At 56.9% G+C, this 14,625-nt stretch carries 12 protein-coding genes and 1 tRNA gene; 1 reads left to right on the top strand and 12 read right to left on the bottom strand.

Annotated elements, in window-relative coordinates; translation table 11 throughout:
• Window positions 1–37: 37 nt before the first annotated feature.
• Entirely contained in the window at window positions 38–1,615 is a 1,578-nt protein-coding gene (locus tag ACWFTY_RS02870; RefSeq protein WP_447525892.1) for a PAS domain-containing protein, read from the bottom strand.
• 9 nt (window positions 1,616–1,624) lie between these two features.
• Here ACWFTY_RS02870 and ACWFTY_RS02865 point away from each other — a divergent pair.
• Window positions 1,625–1,700, top strand: a tRNA-Thr gene (locus tag ACWFTY_RS02865).
• 217 nt (window positions 1,701–1,917) lie between these two features.
• Here the strand turns inward: ACWFTY_RS02865 and ACWFTY_RS02860 are convergent.
• From ACWFTY_RS02860 to ACWFTY_RS02810, 11 genes are all read right to left on the bottom strand, one after another.
• Entirely contained in the window at window positions 1,918–2,289 is a 372-nt protein-coding gene (locus ACWFTY_RS02860; RefSeq protein WP_447525891.1) for a hypothetical protein, read from the bottom strand.
• A 187-nt stretch (window positions 2,290–2,476) separates the two neighbouring features.
• Complete coding sequence (locus ACWFTY_RS02855; RefSeq protein ID WP_447525890.1) at window positions 2,477–3,151, bottom strand: hypothetical protein; 675 nt, start codon at window positions 3,149–3,151, stop codon at window positions 2,477–2,479.
• Window positions 3,152–3,267: 116 nt separating this feature from the next.
• Window positions 3,268–4,260 (bottom strand): sterol desaturase family protein, encoded by a 993-nt coding sequence (locus tag ACWFTY_RS02850; protein ID WP_447525889.1) that lies wholly within the window; start codon window positions 4,258–4,260, stop codon window positions 3,268–3,270.
• Between the two features lie 210 nt (window positions 4,261–4,470).
• Window positions 4,471–6,237: an allophanate hydrolase gene (gene atzF / locus ACWFTY_RS02845; protein ID WP_447525888.1), complete on the bottom strand. Its 1,767-nt coding sequence runs from the start codon at window positions 6,235–6,237 to the stop codon at window positions 4,471–4,473.
• Window positions 6,237–9,833, bottom strand: a complete 3,597-nt coding sequence (gene uca, locus ACWFTY_RS02840; RefSeq protein WP_447525887.1) for an urea carboxylase — start codon at window positions 9,831–9,833, stop codon at window positions 6,237–6,239. The genes atzF and uca overlap by 1 nt, the downstream gene beginning before the upstream one ends.
• Complete coding sequence (locus ACWFTY_RS02835; RefSeq protein WP_447525886.1) at window positions 9,830–10,465, bottom strand: urea amidolyase associated protein UAAP2; 636 nt, start codon at window positions 10,463–10,465, stop codon at window positions 9,830–9,832. Before ACWFTY_RS02835 ends, uca begins: the two co-directional genes overlap by 4 nt.
• A gap of 20 nt (window positions 10,466–10,485) precedes the next feature.
• The gene (locus tag ACWFTY_RS02830; RefSeq protein ID WP_447525885.1) at window positions 10,486–11,310 is read right to left on the bottom strand and encodes an urea amidolyase associated protein UAAP1; all 825 of its coding nucleotides are present in this window, start codon (window positions 11,308–11,310) and stop codon (window positions 10,486–10,488) included.
• Window positions 11,307–11,795, bottom strand: coding sequence for a CopG family ribbon-helix-helix protein (locus tag ACWFTY_RS02825; RefSeq protein WP_447525884.1), 489 nt, complete (start codon window positions 11,793–11,795; stop codon window positions 11,307–11,309). Before ACWFTY_RS02825 ends, ACWFTY_RS02830 begins: the two co-directional genes overlap by 4 nt.
• Window positions 11,796–11,808: 13 nt before the next feature.
• Window positions 11,809–12,627 carry an ABC transporter ATP-binding protein gene (locus ACWFTY_RS02820; RefSeq protein ID WP_447525883.1) on the bottom strand — a complete coding sequence of 273 codons (819 nt, stop codon included), beginning with the start codon at window positions 12,625–12,627 and terminating at the stop codon, window positions 11,809–11,811.
• Window positions 12,624–13,439 (bottom strand): ABC transporter permease, encoded by an 816-nt coding sequence (locus ACWFTY_RS02815; protein ID WP_447525882.1) that lies wholly within the window; start codon window positions 13,437–13,439, stop codon window positions 12,624–12,626. Before ACWFTY_RS02815 ends, ACWFTY_RS02820 begins: the two co-directional genes overlap by 4 nt.
• Window positions 13,440–13,481: 42 nt before the next feature.
• Window positions 13,482–14,567: a putative urea ABC transporter substrate-binding protein gene (locus ACWFTY_RS02810; protein WP_447525881.1), complete on the bottom strand. Its 1,086-nt coding sequence runs from the start codon at window positions 14,565–14,567 to the stop codon at window positions 13,482–13,484.
• Window positions 14,568–14,625: the final 58 nt, after the last annotated feature.

Here is a 14,625-nt window from a genome sequence, read left to right as displayed (position 1 = left end):
CCGGATGGCAACAGCTTTGCTGCTGCGCCAGACGCAATCAGATTTCGGTATGTTTCAATGCCTGGCTGGTCAGCTTGTCATTGCCGCGAACCGGCCCGACGATGGACAATTCTCCATCCGGACCCTTGCGGGCAACCAGCACGACAAATTCGGAGTCGCCGGCATCAATATCCTGCAATTGCTGCGACGGTGCCGAGCGCAGTTTCGCCAGCAAATCTTCTCCGGCTGACCTGAGCTTGTTCAGCAGACCGGAGGTCCGTCCTGCAGCGCGTTCGGCATGGACAATCGCCTTCAGACCGCCCTCATGCTGGCCGAGGAGATCGCCGAGTGCCCCTTTGGCAATCGCGTTGCGTTTCGCATATTTAAGCACAGCTGCATATTCGGTCAGGCGCGTCTTGTCATAACGGGTGCCAAATACCAGTTTGACAATCGGTGTCATTGGCGCGCGTTCCTGCACTACCAGGCCGCTATCTTCGAGCAGCATCTCATATTCGCCTGGAAACAGCTCGGTCATCAGATAGAAATCATAGGCATGGCTGATCGCGGCATAAAGCGCCGCACGGCTGCGCTGTTCATTATGCACGGCATCGTCGGCGCTGCTCCGGGCAGCGGACAACCAGTCGGCCAGACTTGCATCCTCGGCTGGCTGGTCTGGCGATTCCGCCACAACCTCTTCCGGTATGATTTCAAATGCGGAAGTGAGTTCCAGTTGCGGCGTTGGTTCCCGATCATCCCGATTGGTCGCATTTGGCCCGTCTTCCCAGACCGGGCCTGCCACCTTCCGTTCCGGAGCGGAGAGCATCGCTTCAGACACTTCCTCTTCAATCTCCTGCTGGACGGCGTCGGCGGCCACTTCTTTCCAGTTGATGACGCCATAGATGAAATCGATTGTGTCATCATCGGTCGAGAAAGGCAGCAGGATGCCGCGATACATGATCGTGATGCCCTGGTGATTGACGAATTCGGCTTCAAAGCCGATCGGCGCCTGATTGGCGATAATCTGCAGATAATGATCGGTAATCCGCGACAGCAGCGAACGCGCCGGCACGTCGGCTACCGCGGTGATCGACGCATCGATCTTGCACTCTTCCCGAAGCTCGCGGCCCAGAAACTGGATCGACGGATTTTCCACGCCATTGGTAAAATCGAGCAAAACGCTGTTTGGCCCGAAATCATCGTCTGATTCGGGGGACAGATCCTCGACATTGGGGAATTGCCGTTCACCGAGCAAGCCGGCCCAGAAATTATAGGCACGCACATGCATGCGGCGCTCATCCTGACTGATCGGCGGCGGCGCCTCTACAGCGGCGTCGTCATCGTCAAAGACCGTGTAATCAGGCACCGAAGCCATGTCCTGGTCGCCAAGTTCGCTGTGATTCTGTAGGTTTTCCATGCTGCCCCATTGCGATTGCATCAATTCCACACTGGTCTGCACCGCACATGGTAAATATATAGTAAATTTCGCGATGATGATCGCCAGGCCCGATTGGCGCGAAGACCCGAACCAGCCGAAGACGACTGCTCGAAATATCAACCGCGCGGACTTGTCACAGCAAAGCTCTGCTGTTAATGGCGCGCGATCAATGGAAATTGCTTGAGCCAGACCCTCATCCATTTCATCGATGCCGCTTTAGCTCAGTTGGTAGAGCATCGCATTCGTAATGCGGGGGTCAGAGGTTCGAATCCTCTAAGCGGCACCACCACTCTCAGCTTAGTAAAATCGCGCTTGCTGCTGAAAGTGCCCAAATGTGGAGACGCTCGTGGGTATGGCGTGGGTGACGCTTTGCCTGGGCAATTTGTGATTTGCTATCGGTACAATCGAAGATGGCAAACACACCTTCCGACGTCACTGCTTGGATGTCATCTTTCCAAAGACCTTTGTTCGCCCCTGTAAGCAGACATTCAGTGTGCACCCATTTACTCGCACTCGAATGGCAGCAACCGGGTAGGTGCCGTCATATTGAAAGCCCACATCTCCAACCAGCAATTGATAGCTTTTGCCATTCCATGTTCGAACCAGCCTTGTTCGCGACTTGAGTGCAATTTCAGGGGCATCCCGGCGAGGCTGGATTTTGCCAGCCTCTTATGCAGCTTTGCTGTCTTCATTTTAAAAGACGGCGTCAGGTCGCCATGCATGCGCTGCTGGACGTGCGCAGGGAAACGAGCCTTTTTGGGAACATGGATGACGGTGAAAAATTTGACGCGATCAAAAAGCCAAATCGCAAAAATTATTAGACTCACAATATTCCGGATCCCGGAAAAAGATGAAAAGCAAGGTGCGGTCACCACTTGGAAAGGTTGCGCCTTCGCAAAGCTGAGAAAGATATCCCTATTATTATATATATTCATCGTACTGAGCGGCAAAAGTCTGTTTCAGGCTTGTCTTCGCGGTATTTCGGCCCTTTGATATCTCGAACTTCTCAATCGACAAATTGATAAGGGTGCAGCAGCTATTGATGGGAACGAAGTTCGAATATCATTCCCGACTAAGTCGTTCGACTGAATTTATGTCATTAATCGACGGCATATCTGACAATGTCCTGCGAAACCTCGACTTCATTAGCCATGGCTCAAGAATGCGTCCTACGACGTAGAGCGTCGCGAAGATCGCCGCTAAAATATAAGCGGTTTTGGGCGAGTATTTTTCATATTTTTCATTTTCTTTGTCTTTTTTGTCCGGCTTTTCCGGTGCGGGTGCACCCAAGGCTGCGTCAAACCAGTGCAACTTTACATCCTTGTCCTCTTCGTCAGTTTTTTCCGATTTATCGGCGTCTTTTCCGGACTTTTCTGCTGCTTCAGCTTTGGACTTTTCATACTCGCCAATCGCGACGTTAACCTGGCCCAAGGCCAGAAACAGCAACGGGGCCAGAAAGCAAGCCAGCAATGCCGGGCTGGTCACCTTATATGTGAGCACCGAACGCCCTTCTCGCTCGTCGACCGTCAGCGTGCCACTGGTGAAAGTTGCCAACTTGTCCTGGGCGGCGGGATTATGCTTGCTGAACGTCAGCGTGTCGCCTTCGATCTCGTAGCTTGTTCCATTGGTCTGGAATAGCGGATCAAGCTTGTCGAAAGCGCTTGCCGGGGACATTGGCGTTTCGAGGGGCAGCGAGCCCTTCGCGCGCCAGATCCAGTCGATGAAAGGCAATTTCACTTACAATTCCTCCAGCAAGTTCCGAGAAACAAGAGAGCCTGTCGCTTTGCACCGCTCAGTGGCAAATATAATTCCTGCCGAGAGAAAGTTGTTTCAGGCAGGGGCAAAATGGTCAACTATTCGGCCGGTATCGCGGTCGGTGGCTGCCGGCGATCCTTGATCCGGGACTTGATTGACTTATAGCCTTCGGTGAACGGAAAGGTCATGGTCTCGTTGATCGGCATCCGTCGTCCGCCTTCCATTCCGAGCAATTCCGCCTCGCCATCGACACAGGTTCCGAAGAGGCGGTCGAATATAATCCAGCTGGCGCCGAAATTGCTGCGTGTTGCTTCATAATCTTGCGAGTGGTGCACGCTGTGATGCTCGGTGGTGTTGAACAGAAAGCGCCACCAGCGCGGCGAATTGAAGCGGACATTGATGTGCTGGTAGATACCGACCGTCAGTCCGATCGCGCCTGCCAGCAGAAAGGCCCGCGGGATGAAATCGAAGAAGCCGCCGATGCCAAGCCCGATCAGGAACAGTTCGATAGGATTGCCGACCGCGCCCTTGTTGATGTTCAATTGGGTGATGTAGTGATGCGGCGCATGGGTCAGCCAGAGCGGATACCAATTATGCATGCCGCGATGCATCCAATATTGACCGAATTCGAAAATCAGCGAGATCATGAGAGCCTGCACAAGCAGCGGCAATCCGGTGAACCATGAGAATTTGTCCCAGTCAAAAGAGCCTTGAATGGCTTCAATCATGACTCCGTCGCCGATGTAATTGTCGACCATCCGGAGCAACGTGTAACCGAGCCCGACATAGAATAGGTCGGTGGCAAATTCCTTCCAGGTTAGACGCCAGCTATCATAACGCGGATTGACCCATTCGAGTCCGAGCAGGAACAGCTTGAAAGCGATCCCGATCATGATGGCCGTGGATGCTACGGCAATGGAACTGGGTGCGTAATACCAGAAGGCCAAGACGGCGAAGAGCACGGTGGGCTGGAAATATGTGAAAATGAATTGCTTGGCCGGTCCGCCTTCGACCCTGCCGATGTTTTCCCATCCGACAGTGACTGGCGCTTCGGCTCCAATGATCCTGTTTCCTACCCGAACTCCGTTCATACCACCTACCTCTTTAACCTGAGGGCCGAGGCCCAAGAATAGCTACTGCCCGAGCGCGAAACCGGCCCGGTATTGCAGTGTCTCTCCTGTGAACGATTCTTATTTTTTGGTATGACGGCTATGGTATTGATATTATCAAACACGTCAAGCGTAATATTTGCGTGACTAGCGGTGACGCAAGTTTCTCCTGCTTAGCGGCTAACAAGCGTGCTATTTCGCGGCGATAAAGGCGCGCCAGCCGCCGAGATTCGTAATATCCTGTGCGCCTGTCGTGGCGCGAGACTCGGCAACAAAGCCTTTGACGCTGCTGCCGTCGGCCAAGGTAACGGTCCCGATTGCGAGCGGGACAGGAACTTCTGCCACAAAGCTACCGAAGGCGGCGACGTCGAGTTCGTAGACTTCGACCTTAATGGCAGCACCATCCTCGCTATGTACCAGCGCCGGCTTTGGCGGGACGCTGTCGGCGATCGCGAAAAGGCGATAGGTGGGAGCGGTTTCGAAGGCTCCGACGAACACGGCATCGCGCGAGGTCAGTTGCCAGTGCAGTGGCATGTCTTTCAAATGGGCGCCGACGACGGCAAGTTTCACGCTTTCCATTTTTCCCTCCAGATCAAGTGCGGGCGGAGCAGGCAGTTCTGCTACCGCGAGATAGTTTTCTGCTGCACCGAGCAAGGCTTGATCGCTGTCGGCAGGGCCGATCAAGGTGATACCGAAGCCGGTCCCGTTCGAACGGGTGCCGGCGGGCACAGCGACTGCTGCCATGTCGAGCAGGTTTACGAAATTGGTGTAGAAGCCGAGATTGCTGTTCAACGCGATCGGTGCCACCAACAGTTCCGCGACGCGATAGGTGGTGCCGGTGGTGGGAAAGGCGAGCAGGTCGACCTCGTCCCATAGCCCGTCCGCTTGGCGTTTGAGTTCAGCGAGGCGGTACATGCCTTTGAACAGATCGACCGCGCTGATGTTTAACCCGGGCTCGACAACCGCGCGTACCGTTTCATGGATTGCATCGGGATTGCTGGCCAAGAGATCCTCAATGGCTGCCGTTCGTTCAGCGACCCAGGGACCATTGTAAAGAAGGCTCGCCGCTTCGTTGAGCGGCGATATGTCCAGCTCGATGATTTCCGCATCGGTTCCCAAACGGGCGATCGCCTGATCATATAGATATTCGGACTGGCTATCGCCGAACCATGCGCGCTGGTCGCGGCGCGGCACGCCGATCCGCTTGGCTTGAATCGAGCAATCAGCCAGCGGCTTCGAATAAGGATCAGATGGATCAAAGCCCGCGAGCACATCGTCCACCAGCCGTGCATCGGACAGATTATCGGTAAACACCGTGATACAGTCGATGGTGCGACACGCAGGTATGAGGCCGTCTGTGCTCCAGCGGCCCTTAGTGGGCTTGAGGCCGACAAGATGGTTGAAAGCTGCCGGGACCCGTCCCGAGCCGGCTGTATCGGTGCCAAGTGCGAAACCGACAAGGCCCGCCGCAACCGCGACGGCCGACCCCGAACTCGATCCGCCGCTGACATAAGCCAGATTATAGGCGTTGCGCGGTATGCCATAAGGACTGCGGGTGCCGACAAGGCCAGTCGCGAATTGATCGAGATTGGTTTTCCCGACGCAAATGGCTCCCGCTTCGAGCAACTTTGCAGCCACGGTCGAAGAAGCGGCCGGGAAATAGGCGTAGGCAGGACAACCCGCCGTGGTCTCAAACCCGGCGACGTCGATATTGTCTTTTACTGCAAAGGGCACGCCAGCAAGCGGGAGCTGTTCTCCAGCCGAAATGCGGGCATCAATCTTGCGGGCAGCAGCAAGCAAATCAGTGGGCTCGGCCCGGCTGATCCATATTTGCGGTTGCACCGCATCATAAGCGTGAAGACGAGCGAGCGTTTCCTGCGCCACTGCAAGCGCGCTTGTTTTCCCGCTATTTACGGCTGATGCGATCGCTGCTGGGCTTTGCCGGTCGAGCATGGTCATCAGTGCCTCCTCAGCGCCAGCATTGGCGCGCCGGGTTCCAGCGACTGACGCTCGCGGATATAAAGTGCTGCAATCGTGCCGTTATCGGGGCTTTCGAGCGGACTTTCCATCTTCATCGCTTCGATCACGGCAATCACGTCCCCTGCCTGTACCTCATCCCCTTCTGCAACCAATAGCTTCCACACGCTTCCGCCAAAGGGGGCCTCGATCAGGTCAGTGCCCTCGGGCACTTTGATTGCGGGAGCAACAGGAGCGCCGATTGCGGGGTCTTCTGCCAGTTGGGTGACACGGTCGAATTCTCCGCTTTTTTGCCATTCGGCGCGTTCGGTCTCAAATGCGGACTGACGCGTTGCTTCAAAAGCGTCAATGGATTCGGCATTTTCAGCCAGAAAGGCACGATGGTCGGCCAGACGGAATTCCGATTCCTCGACCCGGATCGAACGGCGGCCATTGGGAAAATCCCTTCTCCATTCGACCAGTTCCTCGGCACTTACGCTGAAAAAACGGATTTGATCGAAGAAGCGCAGCAGCCAGGGCTTGCCGTCAACAAAGGCATCGGTCTGCCGATAGGTGTTCCAAACCTGAATGGTGCGGCCGAACAACTGATAGCCGCCGGGGCCTTCCATGCCGTAAATGCACATATAGGCACCGCCTATTCCGACGACATTGGGCGGGGTCCATGTCCGGGCCGGATTATATTTGGTCGTTACCAGCCGGTGCCGGGGATCGACCGGAGTCGCCACGGGCGCACCGAGATAGACGTCGCCCAGCCCCATTACGAGATAGCTCGCGTCGAAAATAATGTCCTCGACAGCGTCCGCGTCGGGCTGGCCATTGATGCGCCGGATGAACTCGATATTGTCCGGGCACCATGGTGCATCGTCCCGGACGGCGGCCATATATTTTTCGATCGTTTCCAGCGTCGCCGGGTCCCGCCAGCTGAGTGGCAGATGCACGATCCGGGAAGGAACCGTGAAGTCCTCGAGATCGCCCAGTTGATTATCGGCTTCCATGAGCGCAGCAAGCGCGCCCCTCTGGTCAAGAATGTCGTCATCGAAATGCAGCTGCAAGGAGCGGATGCCGGGCACGATATCGATCACGCCTGGCAAGGCTTTTTCCTCGAGCAGCGTCATCAGGGCATGAACGCGAATGCGCAGTTCGATGTCGAGGACAATCTCTCCATATTCGACCAATATATTGCGGTCACCCTGCTGCCGGTACACCGTGCGGGGGCGCAGCCCCTGGGCTGGTGTGTCAGCGAGGATCGGGGAAAGATCGGCGATCTCGCGCTGCGGGCCGGTGCGGGATGGGTTCGCCGTCAGTTCTAGTGGGACGCGGTCCGCAGCTTTGGCATCATCAAGCGTGACCGGTACGAAACGCAGGCGGTCGCCCGGGGCAAGCTGTCCGATTTTCCACTGATCCGCGGCGATCACCACGAACGGACAGACAAATCCGCCGAGCGATGGTCCATCGGGGCCGAGGATGATCGGCATGTCGCCGGTAAAATCGACCGCACCGATAGCATAAGGATTGTCGTGAATGTTGGAGGGATGCAAGCCCGCCTCCCCGCCATCGGCCCTTGCCCATTGCGGCTTGGGTCCGACCAGACGAACACCGGTGCGGTTGCTGTTATAATGCACACGCCAATCGGCATCGAGGGTCGCGCGGATGTCGTCGTCGGTGAAAAAGTCCGGTGCGCCGTGGGGACCGTACAGGACACGCAGCGTCCAGTGGTTGCCGAAATCCGATATTTCGGAAACCGGTGCGGGCGCGCTGACCTCCGCTTCCGCCAGATGCAGCGTGTCACCTGCCACCAGTTTTCGTGCGGCATGGCCTCCGAATTGACCCAGTTCGAACGTGCTGCGACTGCCGAGATAGGCTGGAATGTCGAGGCCACCGGCGATCAATATATAACCGCGCATGCCGCCGCCGCTCACACGGCCAAGCGCGAGCGTCTGGCCTGCAGCGATGTCGAGCGGGACGCCCCGTTCCACTGGTTCATCGTCCAGCCGGGCGCCGAAATCGGCTCCCGTGACGCAAATGCGTGCGGGTGCGTTGAAATAGAGGGTTGGACCGGTAAACGTGATCTCGAGCCCGGCCGTTCCTTCCGGATTGCCAAGCCGCTGGTTACCGATGCGAAAGGAATGGTCGTCCATCGGGCCGGAAGGTGGCACGCCGACCGACCAGAGACCGACGCGGCCCGGCCAGTCCTGAACCGTGGTTGCTGTGCCGCCGGAAACCACCCGGATGCTGTGCGGATTATAGACGATCGTATCCAGCAATCTGGTCGCGACCTGTCCGGAAATGAAGCGTTCATCGCGGATGACGGCGCGCAGCCAGCGGAGATTGGACTCGAGCCCGTCCACGCGGCTTTCGTCGAGCGCGACCTGCATTGCCGCAATGGCTGCCTCTCTTGTATCGGCGTGAACGATGAGCTTGGCGATCATCGGATCATACCAGGCGCTGATCGCGCTGCCGGCCGTGCACCATGTTTCGGCACGAATAGATTCAGGAAAACTGATGGCAGTGATCGTGCCGCTGGTCGGGCGATAATCCAGCGCAGGATCCTCGGCATATAGGCGTACCTGCACCGAATGGCCTTTTGACACTGGCGGCTTGCGATCCAGGAACGAGAAGTCCCCCGTTGCCCCGCGGATCATCCATTCGACAAGATCAATCCCCATCACCTCTTCGGTGACGCCATGTTCGACCTGCAGCCGGGTGTTCATTTCCAGAAAGAAAAATTCCTGACGCTCGGCGTCGAACAGGAATTCGACTGTACCAGCGGAAAGATAGCGGGCAGCTGCGCCCAGGCGGACCGCTGCGGCGATCAGTTCGCGCCGCACGTGATCGTCGAGATCCGGCGCAGGCGATTCCTCGACGACCTTCTGGTTCCGTCTTTGTAGCGAACAGTCTCGTTCGCCGAGCGGCATGACCCGGCCGGTCCCGTCGCCGAATATCTGCACCTCGATATGACGAGCGCGGGCGATATAGCGTTCCAGAAACACACCGGCGTCGCCGAAATTCCCTGCGCCGAGACGGGCTACGCTGTCCCAATTCTTGCGTACGGCCGCCTCATCCTCGCAAATATGCATGCCAATGCCGCCGCCGCCAGCGGTGGCTTTCAGAATGACCGGATAGCCGATCTCGTTCGCAGCGCGTGCGGCATCATCCTCGTCGCCAAGAAGCCCCGTACCGGGTGCGAGAGGCAAGCCGTGCTCTTCGGCCAGCGCACGGGCACTGTGCTTCAGACCGAATGTTCGCATATCTTCCGGCGTGGGGCCGATGAAAACAATGTCGGCAGCAGCGCATGCTTCTGCAAATTCGGCATTCTCGGCCAGAAAGCCGTAACCGGGATGGATGAAGCCGGCACCGGTTTCGCGTGCGGCATTGATGATCGCGGCAATGTCGAGATAGCTCTCGGTCGCCGGGGCGGGACCGATACAGACGGCCACATCCGCTTGCGATACGTGCAGGGAATCGGCATCGGCCTCGGAATAGACCGCAACCGATCGCATCCCCATGTCGCGTATCGTCCTAATAATTCTGGTAGCTATCGCTCCGCGGTTGGCAATAAGAACCGTTTCAACGCTCATGCGGTGACGATCATTCGCACCGGGGTTGGATCAAAACCGTTGCACGGGTTGTTGATTTGCGGGCAGTTGGACACAACTACGATCAGGTCCATTTCCGCGCGCAGGTCGATCGTCAGCCCCGGGGCCGAAATACCATCGACGATCCCCAGCGCTCCATCTTCCTCGACCGGCACGTTCATGAAGAAGTTGATGTTGGAAACAATATCGCGCTTGCCGCGCCCTTCGGTCAGATTGGCCTCGAGGAAATTCTCGACACAGGCATGCTGGCTCTTGGTATGATGACCGTAGCGCAGTGTATTGGACTCGCAGGAACAGGCGCCACCGATCGTATCGTGGTAATCGACCGAAGTAGCGAGGATGGTCATCATCGCGCGCCCTTCGTTCGACCGCAGAACAGTACCGGCGCGAAGAAACAGATTGCCCTGCGCTGCGACGGTGTCCTGCGCGCTATAGCGTTCGGAGTCGTCGGCGGCTGAATAGAGCAGAAAGTCGACCGCCTGGTTGCCTTCCAGATCGACAATATGAAGGGTTTGACCGGCAGCGAGATGATGAAGCCACGGCGCCCGCGCGGGCACGATTTCATCATGAACGACGGTACCGGACAATACGGGAGTTTCTAGGGGAGTTGTCATTTTGGAGGCACGATCCCTTCCTAGCGACGGAAATAATCTTCAACATTTTGAAAGGCACGCAAGCCCTCTGGCGTAGCATTACGAATATCGTCGTCTTCGGGTGTCACGGCCCCGCGCCACGCGGAAATGCGCAGCGGGGTCACTGTCCATTTCTCGCGCGGATCGAGAATGTGCGGGCAATTGGCGATAACGACAATCACATCCATCTCGGCGCGCAGGACCAGTTCCCGCCCGGCATCAAAGGGACCAACCACCGGGGTAATCGTCCCGTCGGCTTCGATCTTCGTTCCTTTGAAAAAATTGACGCACGGATGTACGTCACGTCGTTCTAGCCCGTGTTTGGCGGATCCCAGCAAAAGACGGTCACGGCCGTTGGGAAAGGCACTGCTGTTGTGACCTTCTCCATATTTTCCTGTGTTGGTCGCGGCGTTGGATGTGCCGCAAAATGCGTCATGGGTCCCCGCATCGTCCTTCAATATGCTCATCATGACCCGGCCCATATCGGAGAGCAGCAACTTGCCGGCACCGAGATAGGCATTCCACTGCACCTTCACGGTGTCCGCGATATTGAGTCGTTCGGATGGCATTTCTGCGTTGAAAATCAGGACTGAGGCGCAGGCGTCACCCTCAAGGTCGATGAGGCGTAGGCGCGAACCTCGCGCCAGCGTGCGGGTGGTATAGCCGCCAGCGGCTATCGTCTCTTCCCAGAGCAAATCCTCGGCGGCCACATCGGCGGGCAAATCCTCGGCGACCGGAGGCAAGACGGGCATGGTGTCGACCTTCGTGCCCGCCATTGCCCGCGCATGATCGCGCGCCGCCATAGGATCCGCAAGTGGCTTGATCATGCCGCGGCGCTCCTGGTCTTTCTGCTCTTTTCAGTTGCTTCGTCCTGTTCGTGAAGCGGCGGCAGCAAGGCTGTGGTGGTGACAAGCCGTAGCTGATGCACCCCACGAATGCGCCGCAAGGAATCGCAAAGTCCGTCGAGCCGTACCGCTGGCCCCTGTACCAGCAGCACCTCGAGTGACTGGTCGTCCTCGAGAAAAACATGTTGAGAGGAGATGACTTCTTTTAGGTAATGTAGCTGGGTCGTAGCGAGCTGTTGGCGCACGCCTGCGTGGTCTCCACTATAAACCAGCGTAATGGTCCCTGCGAGCATCTCTTCGGGTCGAGTCAGCGCCTCATGTTCAGCCAGCGCATGACGAATCAGCTCTGACATTAGCTGGGACCGCGACGGCAGGCCCCGCTCTTCGACCATATTGTCGAGATGAAGCAATAATTCTGCAGGTAGGCTCATACTGAGCCGGGCTAGTTTGGTTGGTTCCGATATCATGTTTTTGCTCCTCTCAGTTATTATTAGTTGTGTCAACAGTAATACTGCTGACAATTTCGACACTGTAATTGCTCGCTGCGCCGATGCCCATATCTTCCGATAGTGCGTTCTTTCTATCAACCGGAATATCGTAGGCCACGGACGCACCGTAGCGGTGCGGGGCGTGCGGATCCTGGCGTAATTTGTCCAGGGCCAGAACTCTGGTTCCAAGCGAGAACGCTTCGCGGATATCATGGGTAACCATGATTATAGTCAGGGAATATTCGCTCCACAACCGCGTTATCAAAGCGTGCATATCCGACCGGATGCCCGGATCAAGGGCGCCGAAAGGTTCGTCGAGTAACAGAATACGTGGCCGTTTTATGAGCGCCTGCGCGATCGCCAGACGTTGTTGCATGCCGCCGGACATCTGCGCCGGATAGAGGTGCAGACTATCGCTTAGGCCAACCGCCGCCAGCATCTCTTCCGCTTCCGCAACCGCTACGCGCCGCCGCGCTCCGAATAGTCGTGCCGTTAACGGCGCCTGGGCACATTCGAGGCCGAACAATACATTGCCGAGGACCGTCAGATGCGAAAATACGGAATAGCGTTGAAACACGACACCACGGTCAGGCCCGCATTCGGGATTCAGCGGTACATCGTCGAGCAGGATCGAACCGGATGTCGGTGCTTCCTGTCCCAATATTACCCGAAGCAGGCTGCTCTTGCCTGCCCCCGAAGGTCCGATGATCGAAACAAAAGAGCCTTCTTCAATCTCGAGGTTGATGCGCTCGAGAACCACCTTGTCGCCATATTCGACCCACAGGTTTCGCAAGCTGAGAACCGTACTCAACGGCTTGCTCCATGTGCCCATGGAAACAGGCTGCGACTGGAGCGGGCGAGAAGAAAGTCCATCGCCACTGCGATCAACGCAATCCACGCGACATAAGGCAGAATTACATCCATCGCGAGATAGCGCCTGACGAGAAAGACACGATATCCCAGACCAATATCGGACGCGATCGCCTCCGCAGAGATCAGGAATACCCATGCCGGCCCAAGCGACAGCCGCACCGCCTGGATCAGCCGTGGCATGGCCTGCGGCAATGCGACCCGTAATATCAGCTGCCAGGTGCTTGCGCCCAGAGTCTGCGCCTTGACGATCTGTTCTCTCGGCAAGCCCCCGATGTGGGCAGCGATATCGCGGATCATGAAGGGCGCGATACCGATAACGATCAGCGCCACTTTGGACGCCTCCCCAAGACCGAAGGCAATGAACAATATCGGCAGCAAGGCAATAGGCGGGATGACCGCTATGCCGGTCACCAACATGCCGAAGGTAGCGCGAACGGGCGGCAGGATACCAATGAGCAATCCTACCAGCAGCGCCGACAGAGTCGAAATGCCGAGCCCGAGTCCGAGCCGCTGGAGACTGGCGAACGTGTCCGCCCAGAAGAGTAACCGGCCGGTAAGCTGGTCGGGTTCGAACAACAGTCCCCACATGGCCTGAACCATTGCTCCGGGTAGCGGGAGAAGCTTGTCGCTGGGATTGATCGAGTGGCGCTCTGCCGCCGCAAACAAGTAGATCATGACCAGTATCAAGATCGGAATGGAGCCCAAGAGCAGATTATTGCCTCGACTTATGCGACGATTCACCCAGCGCATGATACTCCTATCCCGATCTTGCTGTTTCCAGAGGTCGTCAGATTACAGCGCCCCATCAACGGCCATTTGCATATATGTCTCGTCGAAGCGCAAGGTGATATTATTCTTATCCCCCAGCGTTTTGCCGCCCGGGAATGCCATACCCACAGCATCGGCCGACTTCGCGCCCTGACCGAACAGTCCCTGCGAGAAGCTGAAGTCGCGCACGCGGGTCATGGTTTCGATCAGTGACTTGTCCGATGTTGCCGCAACGGCAGACTTGGGATCCGCATAAAGGAAGGTGGTTGCAAGCTGACCGTCGAACATTTCCGGCGTTGTGCCGGCGAGTGCAGCCATTGCCGCTCGCGCCGCCTTGCCTTCTTCATCCTGCTTTTGCATCAGTGCGGTTGTCTCGTACCAGATTCCGGCGAGGGCCTTGCCGAGATTTGGGTTGGCTTTGAGCGTTGCGGTATCAACGACCAACAGGTCGAGAATCTCGCCCGGAATATTGGCAGAACTGAATACCATTTTTGCACCCGGCGCCTGCTTCATCGTCGACAGCTGTGGGTTCCAGGCGACCGCGGCCGTCACATCCTTCGACAAGAAGGCACCGGCTATGTCCGCGTCCGAAGTATTGACGGTGCTGACATCAGTCATCGACAGACCGACTGCATCAAGCGCGCGTGCCAGCAGATAATGAGAAACCGAAAGTTCAACGAGATTGATTTTCCGGCCCTTGATTGCGTGAAGGTCGTCGGTACCTTTTAAAAGCACGCCATCATTGCCGTTCGAATAGTCGCCAACAATGATTGCGCTGGTGTCCTTGCCGCCGGCAGCGGGGATGGTAAGCGCATCCATATTAGCGACGGTGACGCCGTCAAGTTGACCAGCGGTGTACTGGTTCACGGATTCAACATAGTCGTTAACCTGAACGATATTGATCTTGATGCCGTATTTATCTTCCCATTTCTTAACGATGCCGGCCTGTTCGGCATATGGCCAAGGCATCCAGCCTGCGTAGATAGACCAGCCAATATTAAATTCAGTGCGTGGTGCTGCCGCTTCCTCAGCCGTTGGCGAGCACGACGTTATAATGAATGCACATGCCAGCATTGCCAATGCCCCTGCGCGGCGTATCCCTTTAATCATGATTCGATTTCCTTTCGCAGTTGCAGCATTGCGGCAAAACTACTCGTTGTCCATCTAT

The organism is Parasphingorhabdus sp. NYA22 (assembly GCF_976973735.1).
Note: the sequence above shows the minus strand (reverse complement) of the source record. Positions and strands in the feature narration are given on the sequence as shown.

Coding starts and splice junctions, on each gene's coding strand:
- ACWFTY_RS02870 (WP_447525892.1), bottom strand. CDS start 1,615: ATGGATGAGGGTCTGGCTCAAGCAATTTCCATTGATCGCGCGCCATTA.
- atzF (WP_447525888.1), bottom strand. CDS start 6,237: ATGACCATGCTCGACCGGCAAAGCCCAGCAGCGATCGCATCAGCCGTA.
- uca (WP_447525887.1), bottom strand. CDS start 9,833: ATGAGCGTTGAAACGGTTCTTATTGCCAACCGCGGAGCGATAGCTACC.
- ACWFTY_RS02815 (WP_447525882.1), bottom strand. CDS start 13,439: ATGCGCTGGGTGAATCGTCGCATAAGTCGAGGCAATAATCTGCTCTTG.
- ACWFTY_RS02850 (WP_447525889.1), bottom strand. CDS start 4,260: ATGAACGGAGTTCGGGTAGGAAACAGGATCATTGGAGCCGAAGCGCCA.
- ACWFTY_RS02810 (WP_447525881.1), bottom strand. CDS start 14,567: ATGATTAAAGGGATACGCCGCGCAGGGGCATTGGCAATGCTGGCATGT.
- ACWFTY_RS02830 (WP_447525885.1), bottom strand. CDS start 11,310: ATGATCAAGCCACTTGCGGATCCTATGGCGGCGCGCGATCATGCGCGG.
- ACWFTY_RS02825 (WP_447525884.1), bottom strand. CDS start 11,795: ATGATATCGGAACCAACCAAACTAGCCCGGCTCAGTATGAGCCTACCT.
- ACWFTY_RS02835 (WP_447525886.1), bottom strand. CDS start 10,465: ATGACAACTCCCCTAGAAACTCCCGTATTGTCCGGTACCGTCGTTCAT.